This window comes from Candidatus Eremiobacteraceae bacterium (assembly GCA_035295225.1).
GTDB lineage: Bacteria > Vulcanimicrobiota > Vulcanimicrobiia > Eremiobacterales > Eremiobacteraceae > JABCYQ01.
In genome coordinates this window covers 1-14,077 of the sequence record DATGJI010000028.1, presented here as the reverse complement: position 1 = coordinate 14,077, position 14,077 = coordinate 1, and the positions used below count along the sequence as shown (strand labels likewise).

The 14,077-nt window shown below is 62.4% G+C and carries 15 protein-coding genes; 6 read left to right on the top strand and 9 right to left on the bottom strand.

The genetic code is table 11. The annotated features are described in order from the left end of the window. Positions 1 to 22 precede the first annotated feature (22 nt). From VKT51_05040 to VKT51_05030, 3 genes are all read left to right on the top strand, one after another. Entirely contained in the window at positions 23 to 736 is a 714-nt protein-coding gene (locus VKT51_05040) for a phosphoribosyltransferase (GenBank protein ID HLJ83519.1), read from the top strand. Between the two features lie 278 nt (positions 737 to 1,014). Further along, on the top strand, positions 1,015 to 1,671 hold the full coding sequence (locus VKT51_05035; GenBank protein HLJ83518.1) for a BON domain-containing protein: 657 nt from the start codon (positions 1,015 to 1,017) through the stop codon (positions 1,669 to 1,671). A gap of 37 nt (positions 1,672 to 1,708) precedes the next feature. After that, positions 1,709 to 2,173, top strand: coding sequence for an Hsp20/alpha crystallin family protein (locus VKT51_05030; GenBank protein HLJ83517.1), 465 nt, complete (start codon positions 1,709 to 1,711; stop codon positions 2,171 to 2,173). Between the two features lie 93 nt (positions 2,174 to 2,266). Here VKT51_05030 and VKT51_05025 read toward each other — a convergent pair whose 3' ends face one another. After that, positions 2,267 to 2,743 carry a hypothetical protein gene (locus tag VKT51_05025; protein ID HLJ83516.1) on the bottom strand — a complete coding sequence of 159 codons (477 nt, stop codon included), beginning with the start codon at positions 2,741 to 2,743 and terminating at the stop codon, positions 2,267 to 2,269. 100 nt (positions 2,744 to 2,843) lie between these two features. Here VKT51_05025 and VKT51_05020 point away from each other — a divergent pair, with 100 nt between their 5' ends. Together VKT51_05020 and VKT51_05015 are read left to right on the top strand one after the other, a co-directional pair. Next, on the top strand, positions 2,844 to 3,746 hold the full coding sequence (locus VKT51_05020; GenBank protein HLJ83515.1) for a pirin family protein: 903 nt from the start codon (positions 2,844 to 2,846) through the stop codon (positions 3,744 to 3,746). Positions 3,747 to 3,759: 13 nt separating this feature from the next. After that, positions 3,760 to 4,347, top strand: a complete 588-nt coding sequence (locus VKT51_05015) for an alpha-ketoglutarate-dependent dioxygenase AlkB (GenBank protein HLJ83514.1) — start codon at positions 3,760 to 3,762, stop codon at positions 4,345 to 4,347. On the opposite strand, the gene VKT51_05010 is transcribed toward VKT51_05015, so the two are convergent. From VKT51_05010 to aroQ, 5 genes are all read right to left on the bottom strand, one after another. After that, on the bottom strand, positions 4,344 to 4,961 hold the full coding sequence (locus VKT51_05010) for a hypothetical protein (GenBank protein ID HLJ83513.1): 618 nt from the start codon (positions 4,959 to 4,961) through the stop codon (positions 4,344 to 4,346). The two genes, VKT51_05015 and VKT51_05010, sit on opposite strands and share 4 nt — an antisense overlap. Before the next feature lie 95 nt (positions 4,962 to 5,056). Beyond that, positions 5,057 to 6,370, bottom strand: a complete 1,314-nt coding sequence (locus VKT51_05005) for an alkaline phosphatase family protein (protein HLJ83512.1) — start codon at positions 6,368 to 6,370, stop codon at positions 5,057 to 5,059. A gap of 114 nt (positions 6,371 to 6,484) precedes the next feature. After that, the gene (locus tag VKT51_05000; GenBank protein HLJ83511.1) at positions 6,485 to 7,174 is read right to left on the bottom strand and encodes a GNAT family N-acetyltransferase; all 690 of its coding nucleotides are present in this window, start codon (positions 7,172 to 7,174) and stop codon (positions 6,485 to 6,487) included. A gap of 13 nt (positions 7,175 to 7,187) precedes the next feature. Further along, entirely contained in the window at positions 7,188 to 7,475 is a 288-nt protein-coding gene (locus VKT51_04995) for an HU family DNA-binding protein (protein HLJ83510.1), read from the bottom strand. 134 nt (positions 7,476 to 7,609) lie between these two features. Continuing rightward, positions 7,610 to 8,065 carry a type II 3-dehydroquinate dehydratase gene (gene aroQ, locus VKT51_04990; protein ID HLJ83509.1) on the bottom strand — a complete coding sequence of 152 codons (456 nt, stop codon included), beginning with the start codon at positions 8,063 to 8,065 and terminating at the stop codon, positions 7,610 to 7,612. 53 nt (positions 8,066 to 8,118) lie between these two features. Here aroQ and hslO point away from each other — a divergent pair, with 53 nt between their 5' ends. Beyond that, positions 8,119 to 9,003 (top strand): Hsp33 family molecular chaperone HslO, encoded by an 885-nt coding sequence (gene hslO, locus VKT51_04985; protein HLJ83508.1) that lies wholly within the window; start codon positions 8,119 to 8,121, stop codon positions 9,001 to 9,003. A 9-nt stretch (positions 9,004 to 9,012) separates the two neighbouring features. On the opposite strand, the gene tyrS is transcribed toward hslO, so the two are convergent. The 3 genes from tyrS to gatB form a co-directional block, all read right to left on the bottom strand. Next, on the bottom strand, positions 9,013 to 10,209 hold the full coding sequence (gene tyrS / locus VKT51_04980) for a tyrosine--tRNA ligase (GenBank protein HLJ83507.1): 1,197 nt from the start codon (positions 10,207 to 10,209) through the stop codon (positions 9,013 to 9,015). A gap of 16 nt (positions 10,210 to 10,225) precedes the next feature. Further along, positions 10,226 to 12,745: a Smr/MutS family protein gene (locus VKT51_04975; protein ID HLJ83506.1), complete on the bottom strand. Its 2,520-nt coding sequence runs from the start codon at positions 12,743 to 12,745 to the stop codon at positions 10,226 to 10,228. Next, a partial coding sequence (gene gatB, locus VKT51_04970) for an Asp-tRNA(Asn)/Glu-tRNA(Gln) amidotransferase subunit GatB (GenBank protein ID HLJ83505.1) occupies positions 12,742 to 14,077 on the bottom strand: 1,336 nt, incomplete at its 5' end. The genes gatB and VKT51_04975, both read right to left, overlap by 4 nt.

Here is a 14,077-nt window from a genome sequence, read left to right as displayed (position 1 = left end):
TGCGCATTGGATCGGCCGCACCATGAACTTTCCGCGATTTCCCGACCGCCGCAGCGCGGGCCGAGACCTTGCCAAGCATCTGAGCAAGTTCACCGGCGATTCGGACATCGTCGTTCTCGCGCTGCCTCGCGGCGGCGTTCCGGTCGCATACGAAGTCGCGCAGGCGCTTAGGGCTCCGCTGGATGTCATCGTCGTTCGCAAACTCGGATTTCCCGGGCGAGAAGAGCTCGCGATCGGCGCGATAGCCTCAGGCGGCACTCTTGTCATCGACCCCGATCTTGTCGCCGGCGTCTCGCAGGCCGAGTTGGATGCTGTCGCCACCCGCGAAGTCGCCGAGCTCACCCGTCGCGAACGCACATACCGCGACGGGCGCCCGCCGATCGAAGTCAACGGCAAGCTTGCCATCGTCGTGGACGATGGCCTCGCGACGGGAGCCAGCATGCGCGCCGCGATCTCTGCGTTGCGGGAGCGCGGCGTGCGCCGCATTGTGGTGGCAGTACCCCTCGCATCGCGGCAAGCCGTCGCGTCCCTGGAACGTGAGGCGGACAGCGTCGTCGCCGTTTTCGTGCCGGAGGTGCTGTATGCCGTCGGCGTTCACTATAAAGATTTCTCGCAGACGACCGACAAAGAAGTGCGAGATCTGCTCGCTCAAAGCGTAGGAAGGCGGGAGAGATCATGGCCAAACGAAAGACGGATCGAGCGCGAAAGGCTGGGGAACCGGCGCGCGGCCACCTGACGGCTCACGGTGAGAGCCAACGCGAGAGTTCCGGCCGCATGGCGGGCCCGCGCATGGCGAACGTCGAGCGATTTAAGACGAACACGAAACGCGCAGAATTGGTTCCGAAAACCGGCCGGCGCAAACGCTGACGTCACCGCGTGCGAGGCGTCGGCGTTGGCTCGATTCGGCTGAAGCGACAGACGTCGCAATCCATGACGATATTCACGAGAGCTTCACATCGCCGCGGACCGCCGAGATGTAGAGTTAGGCAAGAAAACCAATAGGGGGTTCTTGCCATGAAGACCGATGTTCAACTGCACAAAGACGTCGTCGATTCACTAGCCTTCGATCTCCAAGTCGACGAACGAGATCTCACCGTCGGGGTCCATAACGCGATCGTGACGATTTCGGGCACGGTGCCGAACTACGCTCAGAAATACGCCGTAGAGCGAGCGATAAAGCGTATCGCCGGAGTTCGCGGCATCGCGGAAGAGCTGCGAGTGGAACTGCCGCATTCGCACCGCCGCAACGACACAGACATCGCGGCAGCCGCCGTCAGCGCCCTTGCGTGGAACACGTTTGTGCCGGCCGCTTCCGTACAAGTCACCGTGGAAAACGGTGCGGTCACGCTAGCGGGCGAGCTCGACTGGGAATTTCAACGATCCGAAGCCGAAGCCGCGGTACGCAACCTCAAGGGCGTCACGGAGATCACGAATCTGATCACGCTGAAGTCCGGCAAGTTCGTCGGACCGCGAGACGTCAAGGAAAAGATCGAGCGAGCATTCTCACGCACAGCGGAGTCCGAGGCGAAGCGGATCAGCGTGGAAACCGTCGGCGGAAAAGTCACCCTCAAAGGCGTGGTCCACACGCTGACCGAGCGCGACGAAGCGGTTCGCGCGGCGTGGCACGTGCCGGGAGTGACGCGAGTCGACAATCTTCTCACCATCGGCTAGGCCGCGCAACCATAATACTCATTGAAAGGAGAAAGACATGTCCACAACGCTGACACCCAAACGAGATGAGATCCGCCCGTTCTTTGAGGATTTCTACTCGATCAGTCCCTTTGGCGATTTCGGGACCTTCCGGCGCGCGATGAACTCGTTCCTCGACACATCGCGTTTCGCGGACCAGTTCATCATGCCCGCGATCGATCTCTACAACAAAGACGGGAAGTATAATGTCGAAGTCGCGCTTCCCGGTCTCGACAAGAAAGACATCGAGATCCAGGTCGAAGGCAATTCCCTGACAATTTCGGGGAAATACGCGACTGAACAAGTGGAAAAGGAAAAGAAGTATCAGTATCGCGAGATGCGCAGGGGAAGCTTCTCGCGCAGCGTTTCACTGCCGGAGGATATCGACGCCGACAAAGTCACAGCGGAGTTCGATAAAGGCATCCTCAAGATCCAAATCCCCTCGCTCAAGCCGGCGCAGCCGACAAAGGTGACAATCTCATAACCCCTTTGGCATCGCGCCGTGTGGGCGGTCGCTCCCCCGAGCGACCGCCCTTCCTTATTGGCGCGTGCAGGTGACAGCAGAAGCTATCGAAGCCTAGCCTGTAGGCGGAGGGTTCGGATTGCGCCATTCCGTTCCGTCGCTATATTTCACGCGGAGCACGGCGCAATACGGGAACTCCGTGCCGATCGGGAAGACTTCGCGGCTTATCACGAACTCGTGCGATATCTTCACGGCCGGCGAGAACGTGCCGACGTCCTTCGCCGTGGCCACGAGCGAGCCGCGCGCCACGAGCCCGAAATCGATTTCGGTCGCCGCCGTCTTTGCTGTGTTCTGATAGTCAATGGCCAGGAAACCTTCGTCGCTCGGGAAATCGCCGGGGTAGTGTCTGATACCGTAAGGGTCGATCCAAGGATGCGTGACCCCGGCGCCGTGCCGGTGCGGGTCGCATGTCGAGATGGTGATGTTCGAGCCCGGCGTCTGGCGCAATTCGGTTTGGGCCGCCGCGGCGACGATCGCCGCGAGCGGAATTATTGCCGCGGCGCCGATAGCCGCGATGTGACGCTTGAGCATACGCACTCTCCAACGACGCAAGCTTCGGAAAGACTCCGCTTTAGCCTGACAGAACCAACGGTCCTTCGCTCGGCACTTCAAAGTCACTCGGAGAGCTGCAATGTCCGTCCGGCCGATCAAACGCCTCATAAGATCGAAACCGACGCTGGAAGGTGCGGGCGTGCACCTTCGCCGCGCATTCGGCTTCGGCAACACATCGGACTTCGATCCGTTCCTCTTGCTGGACGATTTCCGCAACGACGTTCCTGCGGACTACTTAGCGGGTTTTCCGTGGCATCCCCATCGAGGAATCGAGACCATCACGTACGTGTTAGCAGGCACGGTCGAGCACGGCGACAGCATCGGGCACAGCGGCACGATCGCCGCGGGAGACGTGCAATGGATGACAGCGGGTAAAGGGATCATCCATCAGGAGATGCCCAAAGGCGATCAGACTGGGCGCATGCATGGATTTCAGTTGTGGGCGAATCTTCCGGCGTCGCGCAAGATGACGGAGCCGCGCTACCAGGAGGTCGTGTCTAAGGATATCCCCGAGGTCACGGATGACGACGGCACGATCGTGCGCGTGGTCTGCGGATCGTTTTGGGGCAAGAAGGGCCCCGTGCCTGAAGTCGCCATCGACCCGATCTATCTCGACGTGACCGTTCCGCCGGGCCGTAAGAAGTCGTTGCCCGTCGAGACCACGCGCCACGCATTTGCCTATGTCTTCTCCGGCGACGCGAAATTCTGCAACGCATCCGAGCCGTTGGCCGTGCCGACCGAGCCGAGCAATTGGCTTGATACCGCGCCGCCCTCGCATGCCGAGAACCAGTCCCTCGTGCTCTTCGATAAAGGCGACGAGGTCATGGTGAAGGCGGGCGAAGACGGCGTGCGGTTCTTGCTCGTATCCGGCAAGCCGCTCGGCGAACCTGTTGCCTGGTACGGACCGATCGTCATGAACACGCAAGCGCAGCTGCAAGAGGCGTTCACCGAACTGCGCGAAGGAACGTTTCTGCGGGAATAGAGCTATACGTAAGATGCAACTTTCATTGCTCGCATCGGGCAACGCCGAAGCGCTCGTCGACGATGGGACGGCGCGTATAGTCTACCGGCGCACCCTCTTCAGCGACGACCAGGCTCGACTATGGTTCGAATGGCTGCGCGACAAAGTCGCATGGCGCGCCGAGCGCCGTCCGATGTACGATCGGGTCGTGGACGTGCCGCGCCTCGTCGGATCGTATGCGTTGAGCGATCCCGAATTGCCCGAACCGATCGCGCTGATGCGAGGACCTGTCGAACAGTTCTGCAATTTCACCTTCAATGCGGCCGGCCTGAACTTCTACCGTGACGGCAACGACAGCGTCGCGCCGCATGGCGATCACGTCGAACGCGGCCCGGTCGGGGCGCCGGTTGCGCTGGTCAGTCTCGGCTCGGCCCGGCGCATGAGAATCCGAAGCAAATCGTCACCACGACGCGTGGTCGATCTCGACCTCGAACCCGGCAGCCTGTTGCTCATGGACTACCGCAGCCATCTGAACTACGAACACGGGATACCAAAAACGCGCGACGCCGTCGGTCAGCGTATCAGCGTGGCATACCGCAGCGTGTTCAAAGCGGGGCGCTAATTCCGAGCTCGCGACACCTTGGCGGTCGATTTTGGATACACAAGGGCCACGGATTGTCGGACTTCGGTCACCACAACCGATCCTTGGCGAAGCGACACGTTTGCTCTCTTGTTATTCGCGTAGAGCGCGCCTGCTATGAGCCCTGCTGCGCCGCCGAGATTTGATTTGAAAAGCGACTTGCCGATCATATTTCCGACGATCATGCCGCCCAGCGCCGTGACGGCGGTGTTGGCGATCATGTTGTGGCGTTGCGTCGCTTGCGACTGGAGCAACATCGAGACGTCGGCCTGACGTCCGTTCGCCAACACCATGCGATCGATGTTGAATTCGAGCACCGGGTTCTGGCCTTGGCCGGCGCTGACGACGCGCGTCACGTGCCCGAAGAGTTTGGCATTGTCGTACGCAGCGTTGTTGCCTGGATACGGGGTCATGACCGTCATGGTGAACTTGTCGCCGGCATGCGCGCTGCCTGAATCGATCGTCTGATTGATGCTCGAGGTCACCATGCTGCCGGCATTCAGTTCGACCGGATTGGTCGATGCCGCGGCCGCGAAGGGCAATACAAGAGCACTTATGATCGCGATTACCGCGATACCGTTGGAAGGGGATCTCATTGTGACTCCTTGGTAACGGGTCCGAAATGGGCTAATCCCGCTCTTCTCTCGTTACGTTATCGCGATTTTTCCCCTTCACGCTTTGGAACGACGCTCTACGGGTGGATGATCGCGTTGCGCAACAGCATCGGTGGGCGCGGGCGTTGCGAGAAATCGAACTCCGTGAGTAGATTCCCGAGCGGTGGATAGGCCTCGCGCACATCCGGCCGCGGATCCGGCCGTCCGTCACTGGTCGGGTCGAGCCGTTGCGAATTCAAGAATAGATCTTCGATCAGCTTGTTGTAGGCGTCGAAGCTGAGCAACTGATGATCGACGACGTTGTGCTGCGCCCATGGCGAGATGAGAAGGCCGGGGACGCGAATACCATATCCGCCCCAATCCACGATCGGCGGCGCGACGTGATCGTAGAGGCCGCCCCAGTCATCCCAGGCGATGAAGATGGCGCTCGTGTTCCAATCCGGGCCGCTCATCACCGCGTTCACAAGTCCGGTCACGTACGCCATGCCCTTTTTGATGGAGTTCGGCGGGTGCTCGCTATAGGTCCCTTCGGGGATCACCCACGACACCGCAGGCAGTGTTCCGGCCGCCGCATCTTTGTAAAAATAGCTGCCGTCTATGATATTGTCCAACTGTCCGTCTTGCACCACATCGGTGAACGCGGGCAACGGGTTCCACTGCGAGCCGATCTTCGCGTCTTGATGCACGTAGATGCCGTGAACACCGTCGTCTTCGTCGGGGTTGATCACGTCGCCGGACTGACCGCCGAACACAAAATATCTCCATGGAACGTGTGCCGCGTGCAGCAGCCACGTGATATCGGTCCACCCGTACGTGTTCGTCACCGGCTCCGTGGGAACAAACGACGACATGCACGTGGAGGGCTTGCTCGGGAGCGGACAATACGCGGACCAGTTCGAGACGAGAAAGATGTGTTCGGGCAGACTGTATGCCAAGGATGGAGCGAACATGTCGTCTTGCAGCACGTACTGCTGCGCGTAGGTCCAGTAGTTCGTCAACATCGATCCGTCGTGATATGCCATCACGCTGTCCGGTGACGAGAAGGTCTTAGCCGTGGCGATGAAACCATCCATCTTCCCGCCGTCGATATCGGTTCGCGCGGACGCCGCATCGTGCGGGCCGCCCTGGTTGATGTCGTGGAAGTCGAGATACGGCGCAACGCACTTCCCCGTGTTCGGATCGGGATTGCAGACGGTGGGCTTGCCGTTGCGCATCGGGATGCCGTTCGCGCCTGGGTACGTGCCGAAGTAGCTATCGAACGAGCGGTTCTCTTGCATGATGATGATGATATGCTGCAGCTGCGGCACCGAACTGTGCCACGTAACCGCCGCCGCCGCCGGATTCGCCGATGCGATCGCCCCGATCGCCGTCGCGGCCGCAACCGCAATCATGGTCACGTTACGCCTTCCACCGTGCATCCGCTACCTCACCTTCGTCTAGCAGTAGGATACCGCGGCTGTTGAGACGTGCAAGAGTCCAAGGACCCGTTCCGAAGGCATAGCCATTCAGGGTCGGGCCGTCATCACGATCCACTCGCCGCCGGCGTCCTTCGTCCTGCCCACCTCTTTGAATCCCGCATGCTGATAGACTGTGAGAGCGGGAAGGTTGTCCGGTCGTACCTCTAATCGCAATTCGGCGACGCCGCGCGATCGCAGATATGTGAGCCCCGCACCGACGAGCATGCCCGCCACGCCGCGGCCTCGCACGCGCGCGGCCGTCGCGATATTCAGCAGCTGCGCGTCACCTTTCGTCCGGTAGTCTCCAGCCGAGCGCACAAACGAAAATTTGTTCGCAAACAACCGAAATGCGTGCGCCCAGACTATCCCATACTGCCCGCTGACTGCGCGCCACAACCAGCGCAAGGGGACAAGACGACGCAGTGCGACCGATCGCAACGCGCCGACGGAGGACGTGAGAAATTCGTAACCGACGATCGCGCCTGCTCCGTCGCGCGCGGCGAGAAACGCGTCGGGTTCGACGCTTCTCGCGAACGACCAGACATCGATCATCGCATCAGGGCGCGGAGGCTCGCCGTACACGTAGGCAGCGCTGTCGTGGAAGGCCTCGAGAAAGATAGCGACGGCGTCCGGGATCTCCCTCGCATCGATCGGTCCGACGTTGAACTGCGCGGGAATTGAAGAAGCCTCCCCAGGTTGCCGCGGATCCGTCCGTGGCGGGGAGGCATCTTCTGTCATGAGCGGCCGAAGCTTAGCGCTTCTTGCCTTTGTTCACCGAGTCGCGCAGATCTTTGCCGGCGTGAAATGCCGGAACTTTGCGCGCAGGTATGGTGAGCTTCTCGCCCGTCTTCGGATTGCGTCCCTCGCGCTTTTTGCGCTCCCGCACTTCAAAGCTTCCGAAGGGAATGAGCTGAACCTTGTCACCTTTCTGCAGCGCTTTCTTGATGTGCTCGAGAACAGCGTCGACTACGGTCGCCACCTCGCGCTTCGTCTGTTCCGTTTCCTCTGCGACTGCATCGATCAGCTCAGCCTTGGTCATCAGTTTCCTCCTACAGCGTTTCGTGAAACCTCACGAGGCTCTGGCTCAAATGCAACAAGCGCCCAGAGGTCGTGGTCCGCGAGGCGAGTTAGACCGCGATGCGCTCATTCCTGCCCGGAGAGCGCTCAATCCCTTTATTTATCAAGCATTGCGACCACGGCGCGTATGCCGAGCAGATAGGAGTTCGCGCCGAATCCGGCGACGACGCCGTGGACGACCGGCGCCAAAACGGAGACGCGACGAAACTCTTCTCGCGCGTGAACGTTCGAGAGATGCACTTCGACCTTCGGCACGTCGACGGCCGCGAGCGCATCGCGGATCGCGTACGAGTAATGCGTGTACGCGCCGGGATTGATCACGATCGCGCTCCCTGCGACGGCAGCCGCATGGATCGCATCGATGATGTCGCCTTCACTGGAATGTTGCGACGTTGATATGTCGCAGTCGAGTTCTTTCGCAAGTGCACGGATGACCGTGTCGATATCCTGCAATGTCGCCGAGCCATACGTTGCCGGCTCTCGCTTGCCGAGCAGGTTGAGATTTGGGCCGTGGATGACGACCACAGTCCGCCGTCCGCCTGCAGCGCTCATAGCGCTGGCGGTTCGGCAGGATGCGGTCCCGCTCCGCTCTGAAGACAATTGCGATGCCTGCTGACCACATCGCGTCCGCCATGGCGGCCGGAGACTACGTGCGCGTGCTCGCGGCCCGTACGACCGATGTCGTGATCGAGGCGCAGGCGCGACACGGCTGTTCGCCCACGGCGACGGCGGCGCTCGGCCGTCTGCTCACCGGAGCCGCGATGATGGGCTTCGCGCTGAACGGCCGTGAGCGCATCGCGTTGCAGATCGCAGGCGACGGCCCCGTGCGAAGCATCCACGCCGAGATCCGGTCGGAAGGGCGCGTGCGCGGTTACGTACAGGAGCCGCTCGCCGACGTGCCGTTGAATTCGCGCGGCAAGTTCGATGTCGCCGCGTTGATCGGATCCGGATCGCTCCACATCACGCGCACGTTCGACAGCGGTCAGCCGTATACGAGCGCGGTCCGCTTGGTCTCCGGCGAGATCGGCGAAGACCTTGCGCATTATTTCGCGCGCTCTGAACAGATCCCGACCATTGTCGCGGTCGGCGTTTTAGCCGGACCTCGCGGCGTCGTTGCAGCCGGCGGCGTGTTAGCTCAACTTCTCCCCGGTGCAGACGACGACACCGCCCGTGCGCTCGAAGAGCGCGCGAAACAGCTGACTTCGGTAAGCGCGCTTATCCAGAACGGCAGCACGCCCGACGATCTCATCCTCGGGCTCGCGGCCGATCTCTCACCGCGCATCACCGCCCACCACGACGTCTCGTTTGCGTGTTCGTGCGATCGCGATCGCGTGATCAAGGCATTGCTCGGATTCGGCCGGGCGCAGCTTGAGAACATGGCTCGTGAAGACGAAGTGACCGAAGCGCGCTGCGACTTCTGCGGGGCGACCTATCATTTCGGACGCGACGAACTGCGCGAGATCGTGGCGGCTGCGACCACGTCGGCCTGAGGGTCGCGACTACGTCAGCCTGACGAAGCGGTGGTTGCCCTTCTGCAGGACTTTGCCGGTCCACGGTGTGCTCGCGCTCTCCTCGCCGTCGACGCGCGCGCCGTCCACCTTGATCGCGCCGTCTTTGATGAGCCGCTGAGCCTCGCGCCCTGATGAGGCAAATCCGACTGCGACGAGGATCTTCGCGAGAGGACCGGCTCTTAGTTCTGATGGTAGTTCGAAGACCGGAATGTCGGTGGGCATCTCTTTGCGGACGATGGTGCGCTCGAAGTGCTCGCGCGCATCTTTCGCTGCGGCCTCGCCGTGGTACAGACGCACGATCGTCTCAGCGAGCGCGATCTTCGCGTCGCGAGGCGCCACCGTGCCACTCGCGATGTCGGCGACGATCTTATCCGCGTCCGCTTTCGAACGGTCGGTGGCAAGCCGCCAATAACGCTCGAGCAGCGCGTCCGGCAGCGACATGATCTTGCCGAACATCTGCGCCGGCTGCTCCCGCAGCGCGATGAAGTTGTCGAGGCTCTTACCCATGCGCTGCACGCCGTCCGTCCCTTCGAGGATGGGAAGCGTCATGCAGATCTGCGGACGATTGCCGAGATCTTCTTGAAGCCGGCGGCCCATCATGAGGTTGAAAAGCTGCTCGGTTCCGCCCAGCTCGACGTCGGCGTTGAGCATGACGGAATCGTACGCTTGGGAGATGGGATACATGAACTCGTGAAGGCCGATCGGAGCGCCTTCCCCGTAGCGCTTGCTGAAATCGTCGCGCTCGAGCATTCGAGCCACGGTTGTCGTGGCGAGCAATCCGATCAGATTGGAGAACCTGAGCGGTCCGAGCCACTCGCTGTTGTAGCGTATCTCGGCTTTGTCGATGTCGAGTATGAGCGAAGCCTGGTCGGCGTACGAGCGCATGTCGTCGCGGATCTGTTCGGGGGTGCGCGGTTTGCGGGCGTTGACCCGGCCCGTCGGGTCCCCGATCTGCGCGGTGAAATCTCCCACGACCAGGACCGCCGTATGCCCTAAGTCCTGGAACGCACGCAATTGCCGCAAGACCACAGCGTGGCCAAGATGGAGCATGGGCCCGGATGGATCGATGCCGAGCTTCACGCGCAGCGGCCGGCCTTGCGTCAAACGCGCGGTGAGATCTTCGCGCGTCACTACGTCGACGCAGTTCGCCGTGAGCCGCTCAAGTTGTTCGGCGACGCTCGCCATGCTTGGTGCTGCCTCCCTACCGAAGCGTCGCTATCGTAACTCCGGACCCGCCCTCGCGGTCGGCGGCATACGCCGTCGTCGCGACTTGGAGATGGTCGCGCAAGAACTCGGCGAGGCCCTTGCGTAACTGGCCCGTGCCGCGGCCATGGATGATGCGCAGCTCGTGTAAGCCGGCAAGCGACGCCTCGTCCAGGGCTTTGTCCACGATGGGCATCGCTTCCTCGACTCGCAGACCTCGCACATCGACGGACGTCTGCGCGCGCTCGGCGGCAGCCGCGATGTCCTCGCCTTTGCGTCGCGAAACAGGCAAGGTCGTATTTCCCGCCGCGCGCCGTTCAAGCGCAAGATCGTTGCGCGAGACGATCGTCTTAGCGTTGCCGATCGAGACGAGCACGTCTCGCTCGTAGACATCGGCCACGATACCGTGCGCGTTGAAACTCCGCACGAAGACGGCGTCGCCGACCTCGAATGAGGTGTTGCCGACGCGATCGCCGCTGCTTTGGACATCAAGCGACGGAGTCGTCTCCTCTAATCCAAGGCTGCGGCGCATTTCCGAAAGCGTACGCGCGAGCGCCTCGGACGCATGCGGGTCCGGTTTTCCTCGTTGGCGACGAGCTTCGGCTTCCGCGGCGGCGGATTTCTCGCGGACGTCTGCGGCAGCTTTGTCAATCGCGCGAGCCAACTCTTCGGACGCCCGGCGCTCGAAGTCGGCGCGCGCGGCGGCGGTTTCTTTGATCCGAGCGGCCAGCTCGGTCGCGCGTTCTGCGTTGCGCGCCTGTTGCGTCTCCGCCTCGTGCAGCGCGCGGCGCAACGCGTCGCGGTCTTCTGCGAGCTGTGCGAAGATGCGATCGAGGTCCATCGCTTCTGCACCGAGCAGTTCTTGCGCACGGGCGATCACGCGCTCTTCAAAGCCGAGCGAACTCGCGAGCGGAATAGCAAGAGAGCGACCTGGAACGCCCACAGCGAGCACATACGTCGGCTCGTTCGTCGCAGCGTCGAAGAGCATGGAAGCGTTCGCCACCCGCTCTCTAGCCGCCGCAAAGGTCTTCAACTGCATGAAGTGCGTGGTGACCACGACGCGCGCGCCGCGCTCAAGCAGCGATTCGATGAGCGCTTGGGCTATGGCCGCGCCTGCGCTCGGCTCCGTTCCGCTGCCGATCTCGTCGACGAGCACGAGCGACCCCTGGCCGGCATGAGCGTGCGCGGCGTACAATGCGCGGAGATGCGCGGAGAACGACGAGAGATTCTCTGCGATCGACTGATCGTCGCCGACGACGCACGCGATATGGTCGAACATCCCGACAACCGTTCCCGCTCCCGCGGGAAGCGGGATCCCAGCATACGTCATGAGGCAGAACAATCCGATCGTCTTGAGCATCACGGTCTTGCCGCCCATGTTCGGACCGGAGATCACGAGCGCGTCAAAATCCCCGCCCACTTCGATGTCCAGCGGCACGGCTTTACGGCGGAGCAGCGGATGGCGTCCGCGCACGATGCGTATCGCACGCTCTGCGCTCAACGCCGGACTGATACCTTGCACCGCGCGCGACCAGCGAGCTCGCGCGCCGATGGCGTCGAGCCGTGCGCTTAACGAGGCGTTGGCGATAAGATCTGCGGCGGCCGAACCAAGAATGCCGGAGAGCTCGGAGAGCACGCGCGCAACCTCGCGCTCTTCGGCAGACTCGAGCCCGCGCAGGCGATTGTTCGCTTCGACGATGGACATGGGTTCGATATAGACGGTCGCGCCCGATGCCGACTGATCGTGGACGATTCCCGGGAATTGCGCCGCGTTCTCGGCGCGCACCGGCACGACGTAACGTCCGCGCCGAACCGTGACGATCGGTTCTGACAGAAGCTTCGCGGTCTCCGATTTGCGCACAAGCGACTGACAACGCTCGCGCACTTCATCGTGTAGCGCGCGCATCTGGCGCCTGATCTTCGCGAGCGCGGGCGATGCCCCGTCGGCCACGCGACCATCGGGCTCGATCGCGTCGATCAGCCGGCGCGCGAGCGGTGACGTCTGTGCGCGTTCTTTCGAGAGGTGAAGCAGCGGTCTGGAAACGTCTGGGGGGTCTACGCCGGTTGTGGGGCGGACGTTTATCGTCCGCCGGCGGACCGTAAAGGTCCGCCCCACACTTCGGCCATCCACACTCCGGTCGGTCCGGCTGGCATCGGCGTCCGCTATGCCGCCGCGTGCGATCGCGGCGCAGGCGGCTTCGAGTTTCATCTCATTCTCGGCGACGCGCCGCAGCTCGAGCCCGGAAAGAACGCCGCCCACCGAAGCGCGTTCGATCGCAGCGGCCATATCCGTCACGCCTGCGAGGTCGATCTCGGCGCCTGCGGTGAGGAGCTCCGCCGCGTCCTCGACGACGGCAAGCTCCCGCGCGATCGCGGTGACATCCGGTCGCGGTACGAGCGATCGAACGGCTCGTTGACCAGGTTCGCTCGTAGCTGCTGCGGCGATGCGGTCGAGAACGGTGGGGAAGTCGAGCGCCGCCAGCGCCGCGTCGTCGAACGCGGCCCCGGAGCCGGTCATCCCAGGCGTTCCTTGATCAGCGCTCTCACGATCTCGACGTTCGCCTTGCCGCGGCTGACCTTCATCACTTGCCCGACGATGAAGTCGAACGCATTGGCCTTGCCGCTCTTGTACGCATCGACCGACTTCTGGTTGGCGGCGATCGCCTGATCGACCATCGTCGCGATTTCGGCCGTGTCGGTGACAGCGCCCAGCCCCCGCTCCGCGACGATCACCTTCGGATCACCACCCTGCGCGACGAGCAGATCGCAGACTTCCTTGCCCGCTTTGCCCGTGATCGCGCCGGTTTTGACGAGGCGGATCAATTCGCCGAGCTGCGCCGCGGTCATCGGCGATTGAGCGAGCGTGGTAAGACCGGCAGATTGCAAGGCCCGCCGCACGTCGCCCATCAGCCAGTTCGCCGCCTGCTTCGGATCGTCGCATGCCGCTGCGGTCGCCTCGTAAAAGTCGGCGTCGGAGCGTTCGGCCGTGAGCACTTGCGCGTCGTATTCAGACAGACCGAATTGCTGGGCAAAGCGCTTGCGCCGCGCGTCGGGCAATTCCGGCAGCTCCGCGCGCCAGCGCGCAAGCATGTCTGCTTCAAGCGCGAGCGGCACGAGATCCGGCTCGGGAAAATACCGGTAGTCGTGCGCTTCTTCTTTCGAGCGCATGGAATACGTGGCGCCTTTGCCTTCATCCCAACCGCGCGTCTCTTGGACGATCCGTTCGCCCGCGGCGAGGCGCTCCGACTGGCGGGCGATCTCGCGGTTGATCGCGCGGCCGACCGATCGGAAGGAGTTCATGTTCTTCACTTCGGTCTTCGTGCCGAGCGCTGTCGTGCCGCGCGGTCGTACGGAGACGTTTGCATCGCACCGCAGCGAACCTTCGTGCATCTTGACGTCGGAGACGCCGATGTATGAGAGGATTGCCTTGAGCTCTGCGAGGTAGGCTTCAGCCTCGTCGCTCGATGAGATGTCTGGTTCGCTCACGATTTCCATCAGCGGCACGCCCGCGCGGTTGTAGTCGATCAGCGTGTAGTCCGAACCCGACATCGCGCCGCCGGCATGCAAGTTCTTGCCCGTGTCTTCCTCTAGATGAATGCGGTTGAGGCGAATGCGTTTGCCGGACGGCAACGTGATACCGCCGCCAGTCGTGAGCGGCATGTCGTACTGCGAGATCTGATAATTCTTGGGCATGTCGGGATAGAAGTAGTTTTTGCGATCGAACTTCGAGAACGCGGGAATCTGCGCATCGAATGCCAGCCCCGCCGTGATCATGTGCTCGATCGCCGCTTTATTGGCGACCGGCAGCGCGCCCGGCAGCGCTAGACACACCGGACAAACCTTCGTATTC